This is a genomic window from Aminobacterium colombiense DSM 12261, assembly GCF_000025885.1.
GTDB lineage: Bacteria > Synergistota > Synergistia > Synergistales > Aminobacteriaceae > Aminobacterium > Aminobacterium colombiense.
In genome coordinates, this window is sequence record NC_014011.1 from 1,135,369 (window position 1) to 1,158,187 (window position 22,819).

A 22,819-nucleotide genomic window follows, 5' to 3' on the forward strand; every position below is an offset into this window, starting at 1 on the left:
ACCTCCTAAAGCGGATAAACCGTAACAGTTTCAACAACTTGGGCTCCAATGCCCCATCGCCAAAATACTGCACTCTCAACTTCCGTCACGTTGTACGGATAAACTGTAATTTCTTCACCAAAGAGGCTTGCCATTGCAACTTTAGGAACCACACCCCGTACAGTAAGATATACATTCAACTCGTCGAGCCACGAACGAACGTTCTTGTACTCATCTATTAGTCGCTCTAAAAGCACATAGGTCTGCTCATCAAGTCCACGCTCGCTAAGCTCAAGAATCTCTACCTTGAATTTGTACGGCTCCCCACCGTATTCATACCATTCGGAAATAACTCCACACATGGAGAGCATTTCGAAAATGCGAAGCAGCGCCGCTTTCGTTCCTTTCAGACGATGTATCTCAACAGCCCTTCGAACAAGATCTCTTTTCTCTTCAACCGAAACGGCCACCCCCGCACCCTCATCAAGGGTGATATGAAACTCCCACAGTAATAAATCTAGAATCGCTTCAGACAACTCGTCGATGCGCGGCAAGATGATGGTTTGAATCAAATGGGAATTAATATCGGCAAGTTGGCCATCTAACGCTAAAACCGCGGCTTCCACCTGAGGATCTTCAGCAATGCTTCCAGGGATAAGATCTTTCAACCCGGCACTAACCATCTTCGAGCCCTCCGTAATTGATGGTCACGCTGTTTTCTTTAGCTACTTGCCACGCTTCTAACGCTGTATATATAGGGTTTGACACTTCGACCCGCTTTGCCCCGGCATCCATCACACGCTTGATAAGCGCCGAGGGGTTAATATCTCTGCCCAATTTCGCTTTCTGCCATGCAATATATTCCCCTACGGCAGTTGCCACCTGAGCCTGTATCGCAGAAATAGAGATAGCTTCTACGCGATCTATGAAATATGTGCAGTCAACGGAATAGGTAATTTGCTCCGGGGCTAAAACGGTCACCTGATCTGTCAGCGGTCGCACATCGTCAGCTGAGCAAATACTCAAAACCTCATCAAGTATTTCGGAACTGGGGAGTTCCCCTCCCTCCATCAACGGCCTTATTTCAACTTCTCCCGCAGCAGGAGATCTTACCGACACGTCAATTATTCCCTGGTGTGCAGTACGTGCCCAGAAATCATAGGCAAGTCGAGGCCCTGCAACAGAGTACCTTTCCATAGCTTGCCTTATACGCAATCTAAAATTATCATCTGATTCTTCATCAACACCACCCGTGGAAGCAGTTATATTTTCCACTTTTGAGATATACGGAAGAGGATCCACCAGTTTACTGATCTGCCCTATTGCAAAACCATTCCCGATTGAACCGCTCTGGGTACAGGTAACGACAGCGTCAACATACGTTGCTCCTGGGGTTATTTCGAGGGCTTCCTGCGTTGCGAAAAAGACACTGCCACCCGAAGTGACGCGAGTTCCCTGAGGTATAGAAACGGCGAATGTTTGAGCTATGGGCAACGAAAAACGGACTGTGGCCATTGACGGCTGTTCAGGAAGCCTCACCACCCCCTGCCTGTCACCCAAATGATCGAGATAATCTCCTGTAGAATAAGCCAGCAAATTTTGCTTCGCTGAAAAATCAATGATTACACGCTGTTGCGCTATAACAGCCGCCACAGCCTCCAAGAAAAGTCTGACCGGATCCCCCTTTGCGAGAATCCGGCCTGCTGTTTGTTCATATTTCGCAAAAACCTCAGCCTCTACCTCGGCTGTAGATTTTTCCGTAAAATCTATGTTAGGTAGTGTCACGAATTCTCACCTTCACTTTCGGAATTAGAATGCCGTCATAATGGTCGCTTTCAACGAAACCTACAAACGTTACTTTCGCTCTGGGTTCAAACTTTTGAATTGCGCTAACAATTTCAGCTGACAACGCCGCCTGAGCCTTGGGTATTGGCTCGTCAAGCATGGTTGCACTGAGTCCAAATTCGCGATCAAGTGGAACAGAATATTTCATCGTAGTGAGGATAGTACGAATGTTTTGTAAAACTTCTGCAACCTCCGTTTTAGGCCCAAAATCAATTGCACCTTGTGCTCCGATCACCTCATATTCCATTGTTTATTCCTCCACATATTCGCGTAAAGTCAAATCAACAGTAGCCCGAAGTAAATGTCCATGATTATCAATTTGTGACCATGTTTCGTTTATGCTCTCTATAACAAATGTCCCCAACGGTCTTCCAGCTAAAATGAGAGGTGCATAAATGCCATCGTCTCTCATGTCGCGCAACCTACCTATTTCACCCCGTGGATTTACACCTAGAGAGGCCCTAAGAGAAATTGTCATCGTAACTGAATCTAAACCTGGCCCCATAAACTCCAATACAGGCTTTTGGCCTGCCACTTCGTGCGTGCCAAATCGCGCATCACCTTGCCTTTGAAAGTTTTCAGGGGTTCTCACTTTATCGGCTGACGTTTCAAAAACCACATCTCCAAGGTAGCCTATCATTTAGAGTTACCCCCCTGCAAAAACGTTATTTGATCCTATAGCAACGGAAGATCCACACGCTATAGGATCTCCAACTCTTCCGGCTTCTTTGCCATTTATAAACACAGACGAACTACCAGACGCCAACACAGACGCATGGCACTCTGGAATATCAGGGCAACAATGCTCAGCCCAAGCATCGCCTTGTCTATGCCATGCTTTGCCATTAACAAAAACATTAGGAGATCCTTCAACCGAAGGCCGAGATGGCCATCAGCCATGGCCGGTACAAACATCTCCTAACCTAGTTGCAGCAGGCACATCTTCACCTCCTTAAGGGTTTAAATCAATTCGAGGTGCCTGAAGCGTTATATAACTTTCGCTCTCAATTACGATATCTCCTGTGGAATGCACCGTCGTAGCTCCACTGCTACGATCATGCTCAATCCATGTACCATCCTCAAAATCTATGCGGCGTTTATTGGGGTCACCGATCGTTGGCTTGTCTTTTGCGTTATACATAGCCCCTAGACAGAAACCTTGTTCCATACCATTGGGCAAAAAAACGCATAACACTTGCTCTCCAACATCGGGTATAAAATAGTCTTTATTGCGCAAGGTCTGCCTCACTAGAACAGGTAAATCGTAGCTTACCATGCTGTCTTTATCACGGAAAAGCACTCGAACGGTGCCTTCTTCGGCATTAGCTGATGAAATCGTCCCTACACGCAAAATATTATTTAGTCGTTCCTCTATATCCATGAGGGCTTGATAATAGTCGAACATTAGTACCCCTCCAACACCCGGTGAGCTTCCAAAGCAGTTAAATAGCCTCCCTGTTGATATGAATGCACTGCTTTGTCAATAAAATATTTACCGTCGAAATGCCCCCAGCCACTAAATTCAACATTGATACCTGCGACAATGCGCGGATCTCCACCTAACGTAATACTGCTCGTTGCCTGCTTTTTATTTTTTTTCCTAAGCTCTTTTTGTGCCAAATCCATAGCCTCGGCTAAAGATTCGACACGCTTATTTATCACCAGCGTCTGGCCTTCTTCAGCATCTGGAACGGTGTATGTATAAGTTTGTTCTTCTTTCTTTACAGAGTCATAGTATTTCACAGTACATTTAGCGAAAATATCGACTAAACTCGATGAAAAGGAGTAACGCTCTACATAGCTAAGTTCGCTTTTAATAACTAGAGCCGCGTCTTTTTGCTCATATGCCTGCTCTTCGAAAATAACCACTTTCTCATCTGTTACCTTTAATAAACATCCGGCTTCTTCGCAAAGTCTCTGAAGAAAAGCTAGGTCAGATTCATCTCGCTGATCGCGTCTCTCATATAAAGAATCAACTGCATCGTATAAAAGCTCAACCCTATTATTTTTAGCGATATCTCCAGCAATGCCTGAAAGAGAAATGTTTTCCCATGATCGATTTTTCTTCTCATTTTGCAATGAACTTTTCCCAGGAATTGAAATAGCTTTTATTTCAACAACCCCAGGTGGACCAGATAATGTAATCTCATCAATAGAAAAAGAGCCGCAAGGAAGTATCTTTTCATCACCAACGGCTCTCCAATTTTTTGTCTTAAAAGATACATTAATAGTTGCTCCTTTTTGAGGCATCCACCCTCCTCTCCAAAGCTCCTTTTTATCTTGTAGGATAATTGTTATATCGTCAGCTTTTCCATGCGCATTGTCCGTATATGTAATTGAGAGAAGGAAGGCAGAAATGTCTGCGCTAATATCAGTACCTTCGTATAATAGGGAAACCGCTGTCCGTCGACTCTTCATAAAAGTCTCTTCCTTTTCCAAGGAGGCATAGAGTCTGGCAACCTGTATTTTTTACTGACGTCAGGTATTTTGATATCTACCCCCTCACTAAAAAAAACTGTTTCTCTATGTTGGGGATTAGCTTCGATAATATCTGACATAAAATGCTCGTCCCCACATGTCTTTAAGGCAATGAGGTCCCATGTGTCACCCTGAACCGTCTTGTATTTAGACATAACTTAGCCTCCTCTCGTTATCAAACATCTTTCGCATCTTTTCAAGTAAATCGTCGTTACCAGAGGCAACAGCTCTTTCAACATCTTGCCGGGTGTCTCGCGTTTCACTCGTTGAGATACGAATGACAGGCGAATAGTTTATCGTTATGTTGTTATGAGATCCTCCATCGCGCATTGTCGGTGCTGATGCCGCATCCCCTAAAAAACCTTTCATGCTATCGCTGAATGAACGGCCAAGTGTTGCTTCTAATGGGGTGCTCAAGGTGCTTTGAGGAACAGACCTGGCACCCTGGGCTAGTGTTTTCATTATCGCTTGCCCAGATTCCGTTAGGTGAGATAAAGGTCCTTCCTTAGCGTCGGAAAATGGCAGAAGCTTCCGGACACGAGAAAGCACCCCTTTAACAGCTTCGACCGGCGCTGAGGCCGCGCTCTTTACGCCTGCGACAAAAGTCTGTATCAAGGCCCTTCCAGACTCAGATAGGTCAAAGTTGAAAATACTAAGGATTTTTGCTGGGATTGATTTTATGAAACTTACAAGAGCTGCACATTTTTCTCTTATACCATTTGCAAAAGCTCCAAACTTAGCGGCTATGACATCCCAGTTTTTATATAAGATGACCCCAGCAGCTACTAACGCAGTAACACCCATAATCAACAAGCCTATTGGATTTGCATTCATCGCCGCATTCAATAACCACTGGGCGCCTGACCAAGCTTTAGTAGCAATAGTAACTAGCTTCATCTTAACCTGAGATGAGGTTAAAAGAGCTTGAAGAGTCTGCAATGCTAGTTTCCCCTGTAAGAAACCTCCGTACAAAAGAGACCAAGCATAAGAAGTGCCTATAGTAATAATTCGTAATGCCATGAGCCCCGCAACCAGGCCCACAACAACTTTAGTAAGGGTAGGAAATTTTTCTGCCCCCATAGAAACAAACGAAACAACAGTAGCAGCTCTAGATGCCAAAGCTGCTATTGTCGGTAAAAGAGTATTTCCAACAGAAATTGAAATAGACTCCATAGCAGATCTAAATTTTGTTATAGCCCCCTTGGCATTGCTAGTAAATGTTTTTGCCATCTTTTGCGCCGCGCCTTCTGCGTTTTGAATTTGCAAGATATATTCATCCAAGGCTCCGGCTCCGGTCGATGATTGTTTAATAAGCTCTGTCATGCCAGCGACTGCTTCCTGACCAAATAAAGTAGCTATAAAAGCAGCTCTCTGAGCACTCCCCATCCCTTCTGTTTTTTGTGCAATATCTTTCAAAATAGCCGGGAGTGATCGCAAATTCCCCTGAGCATCCATTGTCGATAGGCCAAGTGATTCCAATGCATCAGACGCTTCTTTTGATGGTTTTGCGATCTTTACAATAGCTGATCTTAGCGTTGTTCCGGCTTGCGACCCCTGAATACCAACGTTTCCGAGCAGTCCTACCATCGCCGAAGATTCTTCCATAGAGATTCCCATAGCAGAAGCAACTGGAGCTATGTATTTCATAGCATCGCCTAGTTGGATAATGTTAGTGTTTGATGTTGTGGCTGTTTTCGCTAAAACATCGCCCACTCGACCCATTTCTTTTGCCTTAAGACTAAATCCTGACAATATGTTTGATGCGATATCAGCAGTTTGCGCTAAATCGAGTTGGCCTGCAGAAGCCAAATCCAGCATACCAGGCATGGCTGCTAATACTTCATTTACCTTGAATCCTGCCATGCCTAAAAATTTCATGCCCTCGCCAGCTTGAGATGCAGAAAAAACAGTATCCCGCCCTAACCGTTTAGCCTCAACACTAAGAGCCTGCATTTCCTGGGCGGATGCATCCATAATGCCTCCCACCTCAGACATGGTAGCCTCAAAATTCATCGCGACACGCACAGGTGCTCCTACTGCAATTGCCATTGCCGTAGCGTCAAAAAGCTGACCTCGAAGTTTTGATGTTCTTTCACGGTTTGCTTCTATTGCTCCCCTTGTGGCTTGGAGGTTTTTTTGTGCCCGAGTAGCCTTCTCTATTTGAGCCGCTAGTTTAGCGGTATCTGCGCTCAAGTTCTTTGTAGATATTCCAGCAGCTTTCATAGATTCAGCCGAGCACTTAAAATCTTCTTTCTGCCCTTTAAGCTTTGTACTTAATTCAGAAACCTTTTTTTTCGCCCGTTCATAATCTTGCGTGAGTGCCTTGCTAGGGTTTTGGGTGTTTTTTATTTCGCGTGCGAGACGCTCTAAATCTGCCTTCGCATTACGAAATTGCAAAGAGGTTTCTGTCACCTGAGATCCAAGCTTTTTAAAGTTACCTATTTCCGCTTGAACCTTGTTAAGAACAGAAACCTCTTTGTTAAGATTTTGCAAAGCCCCAGTTGCTGTCAGCATAGACTTATTAAACGAGCTTTTTAGCTTCCCATCTAACTGAAAAGCTAACTCATAAATTTTTGCCATGCTATCACACCCTTGGCAGTGCTTTTTTTAATGATTCAGCCCATGCTGGTAGTTCACGAAGGGGGACATTGAGCCAAAATGCTATAGAAGTTGAAGATGATATGGCAAGTTGAGTTACAATATCGCGGATCTGGTTGCTGGCGTTCTTGGCTAGTCCTGCATTAGCAAAAAATTCTGCACCTGCAATGTTATAGCCGTAAAATCCTTAGCTCCTAGAGAAAGGATGAGCTCAACTGGAACCTTCGCTGCCCTTGCTGCCACATAAGCCTGAAAAGCCTTTGATGTCTCTGCAACTCCAGCAGCATTACCCGTGGCCACAAACTCCCTCTCCGCCACAACAATATCATCACCGGTTAGGGATTCTAGGGGAACATTGATATCTTTATATTCTTTCCCCTCAAATGTAAGAGGCTTATTCAATTCATGTTTCATATTCACCCACTCCTTACAGACCTAAATCTTCTCTCACAGAAGCTAGGTAGTCTTCTTCATCTATTACACAAATATAGTTAAACTTATCGATTTCTATTCGAGGAACCCCGTCATACCAAAGCTTAAGGTATACGACTTCAAATTCAACACTAGAATCAGAAGTTGTTCCAACGTCAAACTTTCCCAAACCGATAGTTTTAGGAATACCTCTGATGGCTAACTTTATAGGTGTTGTTTTGTATTCTCCTGAGGCAGCATTATAAACCTGAACAGATCCACGTAAATCTAGCGCATGCGCTCTTTGTTTTGCTAGGGTAGTTGCTTTCTCTGTAAGAGTCCTCCAGTTTAAGGTAACGCCCATAGAGCCAAAGTGCCCGAGCACTGGTGAATCTACCTCTCCGGCAATGCCTGCGCCCTTAACAGTCTCTGTCATGGCTTCTAGCGATGGTAGTTCAACATCCGCAACGCCAAGTAAATCAATTGAACCTTCTAGATACACTCTAAAATTTATTAGTTTTTCAGGTACTGGGTTACTCATTTATCTGACCTCCTAAGCAAACAGTGTTTGTAAATATGCCGGGTCATATTCAAGAAGGAAATCTATTTCACGGGCAGGAGTAGGAGGTGTGATGTAAACGTGGAATTTCACTATACCGTCCATGAGGTCCGTAGTAGGGTTTTCTTCTTGCAAAAACTCTACTCGCCCACCCAAAATAAATTGCCGCGCAGACAATCCGTTTAACCAGATGTTCGCTGAATCGACTATTGTTTCTATTAGCCGCTTGTTGATGGGATAATCCACCTTCTGCCAAAAGGTTTGAACTAACGTATTCCCTATCCAGTTAAACATGCGTCGTAGTGGTATAAATGCATCTTTGGGATCTGTTACAGAGGGGTAAACACCAGTTCTATTTCCCCAACACTTCCAACCGCCAATAAAGTTTAATCCTGTCACAACACCTTGCCCATTTAAATAGGCTGCCTGGTCTGGCCCAAGCCAAACTTCTTCCCCAGAGTCCAAAACAACACTATTTGCTTGGAAAGACTTATTAGATGGGCTCATGTACGGAATGTCTTCGTTATCTGCGTCTGTTTTGCAAATAACACCAGCTACATGAGTGCTCATGTGGAAAGTCTTGTCTCCTAATTTGAGCTTTGGCCAACATACAACTTGAAGCTTGTCCATATAATTGTTCGTGTTCTTCCATGCAGCAACATCTGTATATAGAGTTACCTCATCTGTCGGGATATCCGTTATAGCAATGGCTTTGAAGTGTTCGTTAATATTGCTTGCCTTTGCCGTCATGACTGCTGCAACAACGGGATCATCGCTCCAACCAGGAGCGACAATCTGACCAGGTATTAATCTAAATCGAGGGAATATCTCATTAATAAGCTCAAGGCCTTTCTTTTTACCTGTCGCTATGTCTACTCCTCCAACAATATCCGTCGAAGCAACAGCAGAAGGGTCAAGATAATCGTACTCAACTGTAAGAGTAGCTCCTTCGGTGATTGTTCCTGTAGGTATACGGGAAATAACACACTCTTCTTCATTATTAAATGATAAAACGTAATCCGTATTAAGCTTATTTGTTGTGGCATCGGTTTTAATAACAACAGAAGACAAGAGAACGCCTTTATTTTTCAAAATGGCTTCGCCGTCTGCATTTAATGTTACAGATTCTGTTGGCACTGAAGATTTATGGGTCACTGGGTCTAGCACGTTTATAAGCACAACTGGCCCAACGGCGTATAAGGCAAACTGCGAATATATAAACTCACAGAGCGTGTAATCTTTCCAGTTTGCAGAATAGCCTAATGCTTGCACAGCTTCTTGATAAGAGTAGCAAAGAACCGGCTCGTTTACCTTACCCTTGCCATCTAAAGATAAATTCACTGGAGCTGAGCCAATAACGACAGGCAGAGCCGCATCGCTTCTTACTGGTGGAACAATGGCAGTTGGAATCTCAGAAACATAAACGCCATGTTTATACGACATCCTCATCACCTCTCATATGAGCTTTTGCCTGTCTGTATAGAAGATTTTCTTTTGTCCCTTGTTCATTGATTTTTTTTCGAGTGTTGCTCAAATCTTTGATTGGAACAATAAGAGCTCCAATCGCTGGAGTTTTTTCTACCATTTTTTTTACATGGGGAGGTATTCCACCTTGAAACACTGTAAATTGAGCTAGGCTACCTCCTGGTAAGTTCGGCCCGCAATAAACAACTGAATCAATTTCAGGTAGAGTTTTCTTGTCTCGTTTTTTTGACATTTACATCACCTCGGTTATTTCCTGTGGAAGTGGCACAACCCACGTTGTTGTAATTTCACCAGCCCATTCAGGATATGGCTGGTCATCAAACAACCGCCACGAAAAAGGGTATTCCATCCTATATTTTTTCTCTAAAACACGCTGCTCTCCAAATGCAATGCGAATTCGTTCCATGATGTTCAGAACATCCCGGAATCCGTTCGGATCTTCCGCATATGTGCCAACCAGTATTTTTACCGTAACAGTGGCCATTTCTTCAGAGTCTTTGCCTTCTGAAGCTCGTACAATGACATAAGGGAAATCGGGGATGTCGCTCGATCTTTTGGAAGGAAGCCAACCAGCGACGACTTGCGGAGCCTTTGTGGTTTTTTGGTTTGTTTCAAGTGAATAATTTTTAATGACAGCACCTAGAAACGCACAAATTGAATCTACAAGATCGTTCATTTAACGGCCTCCTTCCATTAAGTAGATGATTTGATGGTCGAGCTCTTTTTCAAAACGTCGCAAGGCATTTTCTTCTATAGACGTACGAACTGCTTCTGAGCCAATCATTGTCGGAGCAGCCGGACCTGTTAGGGCGACTATTGGAAGTTGCTTTTTCCCGACACGCTCGAAAATGCTGGTATGGCCACTTTTCATAGTCGCAACAAAAGCTCGGAACAAAGGCTTCATGGTTCCATCGTTTTTAACTTGCACCATCACCGGCCGTTTTTGTTTTGCGTTCTGTTTACGGATCTTGAACTTGTAAAGGTCAATCCGCTGGCCTCTTGAGACTGCGCTAACTCTTAACGTATTAGGTTTTGAGCTTGAAAGACGAATCGTACTCCGTATATCTTTTGCCTTAGCAACATATTCTTCTCGCGCCGACCGAACAGCGTCCGTTCTAATTCCTTTTACTGCCTTATTCAAAGAGCGGGAAAGGGCCTTTTCGGCCCCTCCCTTAATTCCCGCTAATGCTTTTTTTGCATGCTCTACATTTTCTGCGTTTAAATCGATCATGATTCATTCGCCACCAATGTAATCTCTAAAACACCGCCAATATGCCCGACTTCCTCTACAAAAAAAAGAGATCCGTCCAGCCTGAACTCTTCTCCTCGTAAGGGTTCACATTCAATGTCAACAGTTTTAACATAAAGAATTATCTCTTTAGAAAAAACGCCGTCTACAGCTTCTGCTCTTGACTGTAGGCGGCGCTCGTGTATGAGGCTTTCATCAATCACGCAAAGTATTTCTTTGCCATTTATTGCATGGGACGTTGCGAACTCTGAGGAATTGAAGAAAGTAGATAAATCACTCTGGACAAAATCTTTAAATCCAGACACCGTTTATCCCAGCTTTACTAGTGCAGTTTCTGTAGAATCGTTCTTAGGCTCGACACATATACCAGCATACACATTTGCAGTATCAGTTTTTGTGAGATTTCCGGCAGTGGCATCCCAATATAGTTTGTCTCCTACAGCAAACGTTGTTGTTTTATCTGCTGGCATTTGGTAAATGCCTTCCAAAGATACCGCTCCGATAGCTCCAATCGGAATGTTGGTCACAGCAACCCCAACAATACTTGTAAGAGGTATAACTTCACCTACCGCGACATTAGCTTCGGTACTATTAGTCCAATTTATCACCTTTCCCGCTTGCAAAAACGTAGCCTCTTTACTCATGAGAACACCCCCTATCTACGCGCCAGGATTTTTAACAAGGCCACGCCAATCAACAGCTTTCGCGCCAGCTTCTATGCGTACCTTGTACTCTGTACCATCAACCGACCAACCGTATCTTTGCTCTAGGTATGGGGCCTTCACACCGTTCAAAAAGTACATGCGAACGGATTTCCCTTTACGGGCCGCCAAATACCATGCGTTTGCGCTTGCATCATCAAGCCTCGGATCAAACACCAAGGTAAAGTAATCTTTGGCATACGGATTTGCGCCATTCCCCATCGCTACACTTGCCCCAGTATCTAACGTAATCGTCATTGGGGATTGTTCCTGGGCAAAGAACCTCCGTGCAGTTGCCTCTAGAGCCACAGGTGCTATGAAAAATGTCGGCCTGATGTTGAGACTCTGCTTGCCGCCAACGTCTTTTTGCCCCTTCATGGCTGCAATAGCTAGGCCAAGTGCCTCAATTGTGGTTTCGAAATTCGTAAAGCTAATAGTTGCCGCTGTCATAAGGTTGCCATGGTCTAAATGGAAGAGGGTTTTTCCATCACCCATCTTTGGATTACTGGTCAGCGCTGTATATGCAATATCACCCAGTTTACGACGTGCTGATTCCCCCATCTGTCGAGGAATATCTGTAAGGGCTGCGATATCGTCATTTACAATAGCTTCTCGCGTAACGGCGAACAACTTCCCAAACTTTGCTACCTGATACTGTTCGAAGGTCTCAGCTCGTTCGCCATACCTGTATTCCCCGCCTTCAGGAATTTCATCCAGCTCAGATAATTCACCAACTCGGGCCGCTGTGTGTATCTTAAAGTCGCTGACGACACCAGTATCATCAACCCAGACAGGCCAAGTTTCTTCTTCGTTCTCCCAGCCCTCCATAAGACTTAAATTGGCCGTATTGCCCAAAATAACAGGTAAATCAGAAGTGGTGAGAGCCCTGCCTATCATCTCCATCATGTCGCCCTTAGTGCTCTCCCCAGCCCTAGCCAGAGCCTCACGCGCAAGCTCTCGCAAAGAAAAACTCCTGAGCTCTTTCGCGCCTGGCGCAAGGTCGCTTTCAAATTTGACACCACCGCGAATGCACAGTGCATCTTGTGCTGCAGCTCTGAACTTTTCTTTTTCATCTAAGGTAACAACGGCAGGCGTTACTGCTTTTCTTTCTTCTGCGAGCTTATCCATGACTATCTTCCGAACCATTTCCACCGAATCGCCAGATCGGATATGCTCGCTGAGATCCATTTCAAATCTTTGCCCCATCGCCAATATTTCCGCAGTGCGAACACGCTCATCTCTTGTTACGCGGTCTATATCTTCTGGTGAGACTCTCTCTACTACATCCGCTCTCTCGTTAGGCTTTGGCATTGCGTTATCCCCCTCCTCATCTAAACTTCTACCTACACCAACAGTTGCATCTGCTGGAACAGACACTATGCTGATTTCGAGCGGTTCCCACTTTCTCGCTATCTCGCAAGGCCCTGTGAATCGGCCACATGTGCTTGTTCCACCTTCATCAACTATTTCCCAATTTGTTACACGGTAACCGACAGAAACACCTTTAAGGGTATTGTTTACGACCTTCCTAAAAATTTTTTCACTTTCCTCGTCATCATCAAAGCAAACCTTGGCTCTGCACTTGCGGTCATTTTTATCATGCCACGCAGACTCTATTGCACCTATAGGAACGTCGCTCCTATGATTCCACAACAACACCCCCATTTCGTTTATGCGTGTTAAGTCAACATTGTCTTCATCATGTCCCAACACTTCACGCCATGAAGAAAACCATCCCTTTCTAATCACTATTGCCTCAGACGAAAATGAGAGTTCTACCGTCCGAGAGCTCTCATCAATGTTGCTTTCTTCGATTAAACATTCTCTATACAACGAAGTTTCTTTTAACCGTTCTTTTTCTTGTCTATTTGCTAATTTTGGCAACCGAGCCACCCTCCTTTTTTAACCCTATTTTTTCTACGTATTCCTGCTCACGGCATATCTGGTCAAGTATTTCTTGCCAATCCTTACCTCTGGCTGCACATATTTCAGATAACGATGTGATACCCATATCAAGCTCTTTCTGAGTTCCTGCGGCCTCTTTTAGAGGGTCTACCCACTGCCAGCCTGGGGTAATCCATACAGACTTTGTGTATCGGCTCATGTTCGAAAAATAATCAGGAATACGTACCTTGCCAGCTAATACACAAGCGGTTACAAATTCTGGCCATATCGGCCTACAGAAATGATCTTTTATAAATTGCTGTAAGACCCTAAAGCCTTGTCTATCTTCAAGGTGCGCTTGCCGGGCACTGGAATAATTCACCTGCGATACATCGCGCGAGATCATCTCGTATGACTGACCGACCCCCGCACCGGAAAGGCGCAGTTGCATCTGAATAAATTCATTTGCTTTTGTGTTTGGTCGTGGCGGATCAGAAAAAGAAACGTCTTCGCCGGGAAGCAGATATTCCATAATTCCAGGCTCTAAAGTTTCTCTGCGCTTTCCATCAACTGTTTTTGACTGTCTGCCTATCCGATCCCCAGGAGCTTTTGTTTTAATAAAAGCTGCGAAACATGCCGCTATTCGACTAGCCATAAGCTCAGCATCGAGATATTCATCCATATCGCGTACACGTCCCATAATCGGCGCAAAATACGACATGCCTCTGACCTGCTGAGGGCGTTTCTTAATGAACAAGTGTAAAATACGATCAGCCGGAATACGCTTAGAAGTAAAGTTTCGTCCTCTTAAAGGCAGGGAAAGCTCGTCTTCATAGATCCAATAGGCTAAGGGCTTGTACTGAGCGTTAACTTCTACCCCAGAAAAGACACGTTTGTTTTTTGCATAAGAGTGGAAGGTGTCGAGAGCATCAGATTCAAGCATCTGCAATTTAAACGGGAAATCGCTCGTATCATAAACATTTAAGGCCAACGTGTCGCCGTCTACGATCATGCGCCTAAGTGCCATGTTTTGTAATTCGTAAAATGTGTTTTGTCCTGTAACCTCACATTTATAAGCCCATTCTTCCCAAAGATCTTCAAGGCGCTTATTCAGATCTTCATTGTCTGAACCATCTTCGTTTTTTATTCGGGCTTGGGGGCGTATCCCCTGTCCTATCACGTTCCGCTCAAGAGCAAGCAACACACTATTCCCAATTTCGCTATTGCGTTCAAGATCTCTTGCCCTTGCCTTTATTCGGTCTCGAAAAGCTGCATCTGTTTCTTCTGGCTTTTGGTTTACTGGTTCCCAGCCACTGCCGAAACGATCTCGCCTTGCTGCATTGTAGTTGCGCATCTCTTGTTCAGCATGTCTATAGGCCATACGATAATATGCCTTTTCAGGGCTAAACCACGATATAACGCGATCTACTAAATTAGGTTTTATTTCTTCAGCCTTTCTTACCATGACACGTATGTCCTTGACCCTGTAGACTGCATCGCAACTTGCTGGCGTAAGTAGTCAATTCTATTCTGCACATAATCAATATTTGCCCTTTTAAGCCGCATAGTTCCTATTTGGTACTCTTGCCCTGCCAGTATCGCGCGCAAAGCGGCTTCATAAAGAGCAAGCTCCTCTTCATACGTCATGGACGCCCTCCTTTCTACTTAAACTCGTAACCATCCCCCCTCGGTTCGCGGGATCCATTCGTCGGGTTGTCTATTGCTTTCTTGCTCGTAGTGCGAGAACTCGAGAAAACCCTCCCTTTCCTCTGCTGATAAATAACGAACACCCAACACATCTGCTGCAACGGCAGCATAAACTTCAGCATCTAAAAAGTGGTTTTGTGCGTGTTGAGAAATAGGCTCCCACACCTCCCGGGTTCGTTTCGTTCTCTGGTCATAGAGCGTAATTTTACGCTCAGCACAAATCTGATCAGCATATTCGCGAGGACAGTTTTTAAAGATCATCCAAGATCCATAGCTACCAGGCTCTTTTCGCAACCTCCCATGAATCAGACTCTTGTAGTAATCTCCATCTGCTATCCAAAGCTTTAAGCCACCGAATTCATCTTTATCTATGGTTGAAACAGAATAAGGAGCTCGAAGTGGCTTGGAAGATCCCTTTACCGGCTTGCACACATCGGAAAATATCGCACAAAAGTCATAAACTTCATCCGTTCTGTAGCCACTATCTATCATGGCAAGTTTTACCTGAAACGGGTCTCCTCTGTCTTCAGCTCTATATTGCCTGTTTACCACAACGTCTTCTACCTCGCGCCAATTTTCGCACCGACCATAATCAACGAGCCATGAAGTAAGGCGTTCTCCCCATGCTCGAACAACGTAAAACATATGCCCTTTTTGAATGTCTACACCAGCTGTAAGAACAAGGGTCCCCTTCGGAACAATCCCTCTGGAGTGAGTCCATGCAGCTTTCAACACAACATCGCTTTTAAGGGCTGCTGCTTTTTCTTCCCATGGTTCTGCCAGCCATGAGTTGACAAAGTTCATAAGGGTTTCAGATAAATTTTTACTACTCATGAACTCGGCGGCGACATCTCCAAATGTAAGCATTGGTGCATATAGGGAATTCCAATGAAAAGCGACTCTTCGCACCGGACCAGTCGCTTTTTCATCTGGGCGCCACTTTCCTTTCAATAACATTTCGGGTTTATTTTTGTCATATATAGGCTTCGTGCAATGCTCACATTCATACCAGGCTGAGTCTCTAATCTGTTGACCTATTCTCCGACGCTCTTCAAGATTGTCACCAAGCTTGTCATATGTTTTCGTTAGTTCTTCAGGCCATTTTATTTGAGGAAAACGAAGCTTTTGGAGGTGCCCGCAATGAGGGCATGGCACGTAATAACGCAAAATTAAATCGCTGGATCTCATGTATAGCCAGATTCCCTTATTACTCAAAGTAGGAGTAGAAATATAAAGTATCTTTCTGTTGCTACTGAAAGATTTCGTCCTCTCCTTGCCAAGCTTCAGGGGACTTGCTTCTTTTCCGCTAAAAGGCGGGTATTTATCAATTTCATCGAAGATAAGATATCTAACTGGCCGGCTAGCCAAACTTGCAGCACTATTTGCGCCGGCCAACACGAGGTACATTCCTGGGAACTGCAGCTCCAAGCGATCTGATTCATGATGCAAATACTTCTCACGCAGCCGAGCTGAGGCTTCAACCATCGGCTGAATACGATTTTCACTCGTCCACTCCGCAATTTCAAGAGAAGGGTAAACGATTAGTGCGGAGCTTGGATCTTGGTCTATTGAATATCCTAAGCAATTTAGAGCGGCTTCAGTACCGCCGCTTTGGGCTGCTTTACAGATCACTATTTCTTCTATTTCTGGATTGGTCCAGTAATCCATAACATCTTTCAAATATGGAGTAAAGCTAGTGCGCCACGGTCCTGGCTTAGCAGATATTCGGCGATCTAAAACCCTAAAACGGTCTGCCCATTCCGAAACCGTCATTCGTTCAGGGGGCCGAGCTACTGATAATTCTTGATATGACCAATTAGGCAACGCTCTCACCCTCTGCGTTTCGAGGTGTGAACGGCCCCTCTCGGTAGTATTGTTCCCATAGTAAATATGTTTCGTCGTAGATTATTTTCTCTATTTCGCGCAAACTACGACCAATCACTATAGGAGCAAGTGTACGTGACCATGTAAACATATTTGCCTTGCAAACAGCTAATCTATTAGCCCACTCCAAATAGACTTCTTCTTTTTTCATGTAAAGACCCTTCAGCTCTTGCAGCCGAATTTCTTCTTGTGAAGCCTTTGCCTGTTTATATAAGGCATCTGCTTTTGTTTTTAATGCGACCCAATTCTCTTCTTCAACTTCACCATCTTTAGACGTTACTTGCGTCCTCCAACGCAACACTGCTTCAGGATCCCACCATCCCCTAGATCTTTGAGGACACCCCATCTTTCGCCATTCAAGCAGGGTTTTTGGTGAAACGCCAAAAAAGGCCGAACAGCGTTTTGTCGAAAGCAAGATTTCATCATCATTAAGAACCTTAATGTTGGCTTTTGGCATTTTATTTGTACACCTCCACCCAACTGTAAACTTTAGTTTAATGACCCTAAAAATATTTAATGATTAAGTTATCGTTGTTTTACATTTAACCCCTTTTTCATAATTTTACCAAGGGAATCATCGCGGTCGGTTACCCGCCTTAGTCTTTTTCTCCAGGAAGGACCCAAAACCCCCTAAACCTGCTCAACAACGGGCTTTACGAAGGCCTTAAAGTTTCAGAAGTCCTCTTATATGAATCTGACATAACTTATGTTCTGTAACATTCGCCAACTACAACTTCGAGCCGCATGAACACAGGCTTTGTTGCCAGTTATAAATGCCTTAATTTTGCGTTTATTAAAAAACTTATTTATATCGCTTATTTAATTCCCTGGAAGGTAACACTTTCATAGATAAAATCCTTCTGGACTTGATCAACGCAAATGTAGCGAAGCGTGTCCTTTGCTGAGTTGTGGCCATATATCTCTTGTATGGCAGCTATATCTTTTGTAGTTTTATAAGCCCAGTATCCCCATGTTTTACGTATAGTGTGTGTTCCTACTGATTCTTCTATTCCGCAGGCCTCTTTTGCCTCTTTAAGAATTGCGTACGCTGTTTGCCTGGTGATGCTTCTAAGACTTCCATCTTTGTTTCTCTTGCGTGAAATAAAAAGAGGATATTCCATCTCAGCTTCTTTAAAAGGTGTTAGATATTCTCTTAAAAAATCTCTGACGGGATTATTTATCTTTATGAGACGGGTTTTTCTTGTCTTGTTTTCTTTTATGTTTATGTGTGTTCGAATCTGCCTTCTGCCCCCAGGCTTTTCAACAAGAACATCTTTCACTTTTAGTTTTAGAAGATCCGTTATCCGCAACCCAACGTGTATTCCCATAAAAACCCAACCGTAATCTCTAAAATTTTTCTTATGAAGATATTTGAGCATCGCTTTGATTTGTTTTCGATCTTTAAGCGGTTGAACTGTGTTCATCGCCCACCACACGCCTGCCTTATTTTTTCTATTGACCACCTTCGTTTCGCCCTTCGTTCACACCACCGCCTCATCAATCGCACATCGCAAGGCTCTACAAGGGCAATAATCTCAGCACCAAAGGGGATAGAGGAAATACGCGCGTTCGAAACTCCAATCCTTACGCGTTTGTGTTCAGGTATTCCCCATATGGCGAACATCAGGCTCACCTCTCAATAAAAAAGGCCCCGACAGTTTCTGCCAGGGCCTTCCGTATTTATTTCCATACTACCATTTTAACAGTGTTTAAAAGATTATCAGCGGAACATCAAGGGAATATCAACGGATTATCAGGGACTTTGAGTTCAAGGAATTATTAGAGTTTTTGTTTTTTCTTTTCCTCCATCATCTTCTTTACTTTGTATTTTGCTATGAGTAGGTTGTGGGAATAGTTAATTATTTTCCAGCACGTACGCACCGAACAGCTTACTGAGGCATACAAAGACACCCCAAACAAAAGGTGTAACGATGGGATATTGATCAAATCTATTAATCCTATTCCTGCAACCCCCCATAATACGAGAAAGGTGTACTTTGTATTAAAAATCTCCAAACAACGCTATCTGGAAACCTCCTATCGCTTCGCGGGCTATCGTTACAGGCACCAATTTGCGACGACGCGTCACAGTTTTTGCATCAACTCCGTATTTACTTGCAATACGACACAACATGCTATCGTGAAGCCTTGAAGCTAGAGGGTTTGATACAAAGCGGATATGCTCAACAAATAGATTCCAATCTGACGGGAAAATTCTTCGAAAAGACTGAACTGCCTCGACAACGACATCCCACGACCCTAGTTTTTCTATAAACGAAATGATTGAATCTCCAACCGCTACCTGGTTGAAGAACCCATCGATGTTAACGCTCGCATCGACTCTTTCTATATCTGGCACAGCCTGGATTGACTGGACTAGGCTCGCCCATTGCTGGGCGCTCAGAGGGGGCCGTTCGCCCAGGAGAATCATTAAACCTGACGGATGGTAGCTGACGAGTAGCTCTACTATAGCTGCGAGTTTATCTACTTCGTTCATATTGGCCCTCCTCTGGTTTGTATTTGATTTATTTTTTAGCTGACTAGAGCCCACAAAGCGGCAAAGATAGGCGTTAAAACACTTGCAAGCTTCATGCCTAGGAAAATGTTGCCTTATGATCATAAATAGTTCCAATGACAGTGTAAGCAATACTTAAACTTGCCCATGACTTTAGCATGATGATTAAAACCTTAGCCATTTCCAGCCCTCCTATCCCAGAGACTCCATGCTATATCGTATTCTTTGGCAGCCTTAATTCTGGCCTTACAAGCCATACAGTAGACATTAAAAACACAGTACTCTTCCACTTTGCTCAGAGATATTTTTTGTTTGCAAATTTTTGCCTCCCCCCCGCAGAACGGGCAGGGTTTGTGGTCACTCATCGTTCTCACCTCACTATTCCATTTCGCCACGCCCAGACCGCCAGCTCAAACCGAGACGTGATCTCAAGTTTTACTAGAATCTGACAGGCATGATGTTTCACTGTTTTATACGAAATGCCCAACATTGTAGCTATGTCTACATACAACAGCCCTTGTTTTGTGATGAGAAAAAATATTTCTTTCTCGCGTGGTGTGAGCTCAAAAAGGGGATCACGTCTACGCATTGCGATTTCTTCCTACAGGCAGCTTCTGCTGAACGTTTTTACGCGTTCTGAAATCCCGTGCCTTGATAAACAGGGGCTGCGCCATCTCTGTAAGCCTGGAAACGATTCTCGTACCGTGTTCTCCTAACATTTCTTTCAGCTGCGACATTGAACATGCATTTGTAGTAATAATCGTTTGCTTTCCAGACCTGTATCGAGCGTCGATGAGGGAAAAAAGTCGCTCGTCTACCCAGCTTTTATCTTTTCGTTGTGCCCCTAAATCATCGATGGCCACACAATCGGCATCTTTTACGGCCTGCTGAATCTTGTACGCCGTTCCTTCGTCAAACCCCGCTCGAATTTCGTCTAGAATTTCAACCACTGGCACAAAAACAGCGCTTTTTCCCTTGGCGGTAAGCTCTTGAATCATTGCAATGGCCAGGTGTGTCTTCCCTACTCCTGTTCCCCCGCCTAAAATAAGAGAGCTTCCATCTTCCACGCACGCCATGGCTAGGCCCTTTGCCGTTCTGATCACAGGATCGCCAACAGTCTGGAATGTCTCGAAACTGCAGCGCTCCATGGCATCTGGAATCTTGCTCGTCTTAATCAGCTGCTCTGTCTTTTTCTGCAGCTCATGTTTCTCACGATCGCTGCAGTTTCCAATCCCTGCCACCAAAACCTGCCGGCCGAAGAGACTTTCCCCCGAAACAGCCCAGCGCAGCCCGCGGTATTTGCATGCGCCAAGGCCAGGACAATTTGCGCAGTAGCCCTCTTGCTCCATCGCAGCTAGAAAATCAACTGTTGAGCCGTATAAATCTGACTGTTTTAAAAATGGGTCATTGAGAAGGCGGCGAACGTAATCAAGGGCTCTTTCTCGCGACTGCTCTAAGGCGTGGGGCTGGTACGCTGACAAAAGAACATCGATACTCCTTGCCGCTTCCGTCATGGCTCAGGCTCACCTCCATATTTTTCAATAAGAGCTGCCTGTTGCTGTTTTTCCCACTCTTTGAGATCCGCTGCCCGTTGCTCTTCGTAGGGATCTTTGACTTGTGTTTTTCGTGCCTTTGATTTGCTTTTCCCCGAAGTCTGGTATTTCAAACTCTCGTAGATATATTCAAGAGTGAGAGTGCTCAGCAGCCTTTTCTTTTTCTCGTACCTGGCAACAGCCTTCCCAATCTCTTGGTTCACCCGCGCGGGGACATGGATTTTTTCGAGGGTTTTGACTGCGAAAAGCTCTCCTGAAGTGATTCCCTTTCTGCCCGTTTTGAGCAAGAAATATTCCACGGACGGGCGCATCACCTGTGGAACATCGTCAATATCAACGAATTCTGTATTTTCCTGCTCTGCTATTTCGTTGTTTTCCTGTGACGGAAGATCCTCGTCAGAGGGCTTTTCTTCCTTCTCTGAAAGAGAAGTATATAGTTCATATGGTTCTAGTTCCGGTACTACGTTTGGTGCACCCCCCTGGTGCACCTCCTGCACCCCTGCATGTGGTGCACCCCTTCTATGACCGATAATGACATATTCCGAAGACAACTGCTGCTTCTCTTTATATCGAGCGTTACGTTCTAAATACCCTTTCGCCTCAAGAGTTTTCAGGCTCTCTTGTACTGCACGAATCGAGCACCCCGCATTTTCTGCTATAGTGGCCACTTTCGGAAAGCACTTCCTGCCATTTACAGAGGCAAAGGTGCAAAGAACCGCGTAAACTGTCTTGTCAACAGGGGAAAGGTTTTTATCTTGAATAACGCAAATATCTACACAAGCCCACCAAAAATCACGGCCATCATTCAGCAGTGTTTGATCTGCCACTTTCTTCACCTCTTCTTTTGCATGTTTCCTTACTCGCCCCTCACCCCTGTACTGCCAAAACCGCCCTCTCCACGCTCGGTTTCATCCAGTGCATCTACAACTACAAAGCCGGGCAGTTTCACTTTGAGAATAACAAGCTGAGCTAGCCGATCTCCACGCTGTATGGCAAAGGGTTTCATACCATCGTTCCGAAGAGGAAGCATTACTTCCCCACGATACTGGTGATCTATAACGCCTACTCCGTTACAGAGGCGTATTCCGTGCTTATAGGCCAAACCGCTCCTGGGAAAAATAAAACCTCCATATTGATACGGAATGGCGATCTTAAAGCCTGCCGGAATGTTGCAAGCTTCCCCGGGTTGAATAACAACATCTACAGCACTTTTAATGTCTGCACCAGCGTCGCCGGTATTTTTTCTTTTTGGTATAAAAAGTTCGTCCTCAACAACGATTCTAAGATTGTCCATAGTTAAACCTCCTCAGGCTTTACGCATCTCAAGAAAAGTTTGGCCAGTTTTGTCTTTATATTTCCCTACGGCAGCGAAAATTTCATATTCTACGCTAGGCATTCGTACAAATCCTTTGTTTCGCTGCCATGAAAGATAATGGGGATATTCAACTTCTTAGCATGTTCTATCTCAATTTTGCAGCCTTCGGAGTTTTCCCAGTCGCCGAATACCCAAATCTCATCTGCCAAAGACAGCATCTTGCGACACTGGCCTAAAACCCATTTTTGATCTCCAACGGCTGAAACAAAACTAAAGGCGTGGACTGGAGAAAGAATCAGAATATCTTTGTTTTCTACAATCGCAGAGAGGTTCTGGCATATGGTGTCTACAGTGATGTTGTTCTCAAAAACAGTTTCTATATCAGCGTTTTTACCTCGCAGTGGATGAGCTATATAAATTTTTTTCATGTGATCACCTTTACCCTAACCATTGTTGTTGTTTTATTTCCCCTATCTGGGGAAGCTTTGTTTTCTGCTCAAACACACCTTCTCTTACAAGGCACGTGAAAACACCTGCTATAAAAGCGAGTAATAGAACAAGCTTTTTTATGCCTGGCCTCATATCGTCACTTCCTTATGCTAAAATGAGGCCGGGAGTTGCTGCTCCCAGCCTTGAGCTTCGCGATGCCCGACCGA

31 protein-coding genes and 1 pseudogene are annotated in these 22,819 nt (G+C 44.4%); all 32 read right to left on the reverse strand.

What is annotated here, in order from left to right; genetic code table 11:
* Positions 1-5: 5 nt before the first annotated feature.
* Entirely contained in the window at positions 6-662 is a 657-nt protein-coding gene (locus AMICO_RS05625) for a phage tail protein I (RefSeq protein WP_013048490.1), read from the reverse strand.
* The gene (locus tag AMICO_RS05630) at positions 655-1,764 is read right to left on the reverse strand and encodes a baseplate assembly protein (RefSeq protein WP_013048491.1); all 1,110 of its coding nucleotides are present in this window, start codon (positions 1,762-1,764) and stop codon (positions 655-657) included. The genes AMICO_RS05625 and AMICO_RS05630 overlap by 8 nt, the downstream gene beginning before the upstream one ends.
* Positions 1,751-2,071 carry a GPW/gp25 family protein gene (locus tag AMICO_RS05635; RefSeq protein WP_013048492.1) on the reverse strand — a complete coding sequence of 107 codons (321 nt, stop codon included), beginning with the start codon at positions 2,069-2,071 and terminating at the stop codon, positions 1,751-1,753. The genes AMICO_RS05630 and AMICO_RS05635 overlap by 14 nt, the downstream gene beginning before the upstream one ends.
* A 3-nt stretch (positions 2,072-2,074) precedes the next feature.
* Positions 2,075-2,464, reverse strand: a complete 390-nt coding sequence (locus tag AMICO_RS05640; RefSeq protein ID WP_013048493.1) for a phage tail protein — start codon at positions 2,462-2,464, stop codon at positions 2,075-2,077.
* Positions 2,465-2,470: 6 nt separating this feature from the next.
* Positions 2,471-2,644: pseudogene (locus AMICO_RS10415) on the reverse strand (PAAR domain-containing protein); the annotation flags it as partial.
* Complete coding sequence (locus AMICO_RS10315) at positions 2,560-2,739, reverse strand: hypothetical protein (protein WP_052292809.1); 180 nt, start codon at positions 2,737-2,739, stop codon at positions 2,560-2,562. The gene AMICO_RS10315 and the pseudogene AMICO_RS10415, both read right to left, overlap by 85 nt.
* A gap of 37 nt (positions 2,740-2,776) precedes the next feature.
* Positions 2,777-3,229, reverse strand: a complete 453-nt coding sequence (locus AMICO_RS05650) for a phage baseplate assembly protein V (RefSeq protein WP_013048495.1) — start codon at positions 3,227-3,229, stop codon at positions 2,777-2,779.
* Positions 3,229-4,242 (reverse strand): phage late control D family protein, encoded by a 1,014-nt coding sequence (locus tag AMICO_RS05655; protein WP_013048496.1) that lies wholly within the window; start codon positions 4,240-4,242, stop codon positions 3,229-3,231. The genes AMICO_RS05650 and AMICO_RS05655 overlap by 1 nt, the downstream gene beginning before the upstream one ends.
* Entirely contained in the window at positions 4,239-4,457 is a 219-nt protein-coding gene (locus AMICO_RS05660; RefSeq protein WP_013048497.1) for a tail protein X, read from the reverse strand. Before AMICO_RS05660 ends, AMICO_RS05655 begins: the two co-directional genes overlap by 4 nt.
* Complete coding sequence (locus AMICO_RS09935; RefSeq protein WP_013048498.1) at positions 4,450-6,882, reverse strand: phage tail tape measure protein; 2,433 nt, start codon at positions 6,880-6,882, stop codon at positions 4,450-4,452. The genes AMICO_RS05660 and AMICO_RS09935 overlap by 8 nt, the downstream gene beginning before the upstream one ends.
* Before the next feature lie 150 nt (positions 6,883-7,032).
* A complete protein-coding gene (locus AMICO_RS05670) occupies positions 7,033-7,314 on the reverse strand; it encodes a phage tail assembly protein (protein WP_013048499.1) in 282 nt (93 codons plus the stop codon).
* A 13-nt stretch (positions 7,315-7,327) separates the two neighbouring features.
* Positions 7,328-7,852, reverse strand: a complete 525-nt coding sequence (locus AMICO_RS05675) for a phage major tail tube protein (RefSeq protein ID WP_013048500.1) — start codon at positions 7,850-7,852, stop codon at positions 7,328-7,330.
* Positions 7,853-7,864: 12 nt separating this feature from the next.
* The gene (locus AMICO_RS05680; protein ID WP_013048501.1) at positions 7,865-9,313 is read right to left on the reverse strand and encodes a phage tail sheath family protein; all 1,449 of its coding nucleotides are present in this window, start codon (positions 9,311-9,313) and stop codon (positions 7,865-7,867) included.
* A complete protein-coding gene (locus AMICO_RS05685; RefSeq protein ID WP_013048502.1) occupies positions 9,303-9,587 on the reverse strand; it encodes a hypothetical protein in 285 nt (94 codons plus the stop codon). The genes AMICO_RS05680 and AMICO_RS05685 overlap by 11 nt, the downstream gene beginning before the upstream one ends.
* Positions 9,588-10,031, reverse strand: coding sequence for a hypothetical protein (locus tag AMICO_RS05690; protein ID WP_013048503.1), 444 nt, complete (start codon positions 10,029-10,031; stop codon positions 9,588-9,590).
* Positions 10,032-10,586: a phage tail protein gene (locus AMICO_RS05695; protein WP_013048504.1), complete on the reverse strand. Its 555-nt coding sequence runs from the start codon at positions 10,584-10,586 to the stop codon at positions 10,032-10,034. It abuts the gene before it with no gap.
* Positions 10,583-10,909 (reverse strand): hypothetical protein, encoded by a 327-nt coding sequence (locus AMICO_RS05700; protein WP_013048505.1) that lies wholly within the window; start codon positions 10,907-10,909, stop codon positions 10,583-10,585. The genes AMICO_RS05695 and AMICO_RS05700 overlap by 4 nt, the downstream gene beginning before the upstream one ends.
* Before the next feature lie 3 nt (positions 10,910-10,912).
* Positions 10,913-11,248, reverse strand: a complete 336-nt coding sequence (locus tag AMICO_RS05705) for a DUF2190 family protein (RefSeq protein ID WP_013048506.1) — start codon at positions 11,246-11,248, stop codon at positions 10,913-10,915.
* 15 nt (positions 11,249-11,263) lie between these two features.
* Positions 11,264-13,189, reverse strand: a complete 1,926-nt coding sequence (locus AMICO_RS05710) for a prohead protease/major capsid protein fusion protein (protein ID WP_013048507.1) — start codon at positions 13,187-13,189, stop codon at positions 11,264-11,266.
* Positions 13,170-14,654: a phage portal protein gene (locus AMICO_RS05715; RefSeq protein WP_013048508.1), complete on the reverse strand. Its 1,485-nt coding sequence runs from the start codon at positions 14,652-14,654 to the stop codon at positions 13,170-13,172. Before AMICO_RS05715 ends, AMICO_RS05710 begins: the two co-directional genes overlap by 20 nt.
* Entirely contained in the window at positions 14,648-14,836 is a 189-nt protein-coding gene (locus AMICO_RS05720) for a DUF6148 family protein (RefSeq protein ID WP_013048509.1), read from the reverse strand. The genes AMICO_RS05715 and AMICO_RS05720 overlap by 7 nt, the downstream gene beginning before the upstream one ends.
* Positions 14,837-14,854: 18 nt before the next feature.
* On the reverse strand, positions 14,855-16,669 hold the full coding sequence (locus tag AMICO_RS05725) for a terminase gpA endonuclease subunit (protein ID WP_169302807.1): 1,815 nt from the start codon (positions 16,667-16,669) through the stop codon (positions 14,855-14,857).
* A gap of 43 nt (positions 16,670-16,712) precedes the next feature.
* Positions 16,713-17,237, reverse strand: coding sequence for a hypothetical protein (locus AMICO_RS05730; protein WP_013048511.1), 525 nt, complete (start codon positions 17,235-17,237; stop codon positions 16,713-16,715).
* A 358-nt stretch (positions 17,238-17,595) separates the two neighbouring features.
* Positions 17,596-18,243, reverse strand: coding sequence for a tyrosine-type recombinase/integrase (locus AMICO_RS05735; protein WP_169302808.1), 648 nt, complete (start codon positions 18,241-18,243; stop codon positions 17,596-17,598).
* 539 nt (positions 18,244-18,782) lie between these two features.
* Positions 18,783-19,211: a hypothetical protein gene (locus AMICO_RS05750; protein ID WP_169302809.1), complete on the reverse strand. Its 429-nt coding sequence runs from the start codon at positions 19,209-19,211 to the stop codon at positions 18,783-18,785.
* 257 nt (positions 19,212-19,468) lie between these two features.
* Complete coding sequence (locus AMICO_RS05755; protein ID WP_013048516.1) at positions 19,469-19,660, reverse strand: Lar family restriction alleviation protein; 192 nt, start codon at positions 19,658-19,660, stop codon at positions 19,469-19,471.
* 5 nt (positions 19,661-19,665) lie between these two features.
* The gene (locus tag AMICO_RS05760; RefSeq protein WP_041459355.1) at positions 19,666-19,884 is read right to left on the reverse strand and encodes a response regulator transcription factor; all 219 of its coding nucleotides are present in this window, start codon (positions 19,882-19,884) and stop codon (positions 19,666-19,668) included.
* Positions 19,877-20,809 carry an ATP-binding protein gene (locus tag AMICO_RS05765; RefSeq protein ID WP_013048517.1) on the reverse strand — a complete coding sequence of 311 codons (933 nt, stop codon included), beginning with the start codon at positions 20,807-20,809 and terminating at the stop codon, positions 19,877-19,879. The genes AMICO_RS05760 and AMICO_RS05765 overlap by 8 nt, the downstream gene beginning before the upstream one ends.
* Positions 20,806-21,675, reverse strand: coding sequence for a helix-turn-helix domain-containing protein (locus tag AMICO_RS09940; protein WP_013048518.1), 870 nt, complete (start codon positions 21,673-21,675; stop codon positions 20,806-20,808). Before AMICO_RS09940 ends, AMICO_RS05765 begins: the two co-directional genes overlap by 4 nt.
* A 29-nt stretch (positions 21,676-21,704) precedes the next feature.
* Positions 21,705-22,142, reverse strand: coding sequence for a dUTP diphosphatase (gene dut, locus AMICO_RS05775; protein WP_013048519.1), 438 nt, complete (start codon positions 22,140-22,142; stop codon positions 21,705-21,707).
* Between the two features lie 89 nt (positions 22,143-22,231).
* Positions 22,232-22,591, reverse strand: coding sequence for a DUF4406 domain-containing protein (locus AMICO_RS05780; protein ID WP_013048520.1), 360 nt, complete (start codon positions 22,589-22,591; stop codon positions 22,232-22,234).
* A 10-nt stretch (positions 22,592-22,601) separates the two neighbouring features.
* Positions 22,602-22,745, reverse strand: coding sequence for a hypothetical protein (locus tag AMICO_RS10170; protein WP_013048521.1), 144 nt, complete (start codon positions 22,743-22,745; stop codon positions 22,602-22,604).
* Positions 22,746-22,819: the final 74 nt, after the last annotated feature.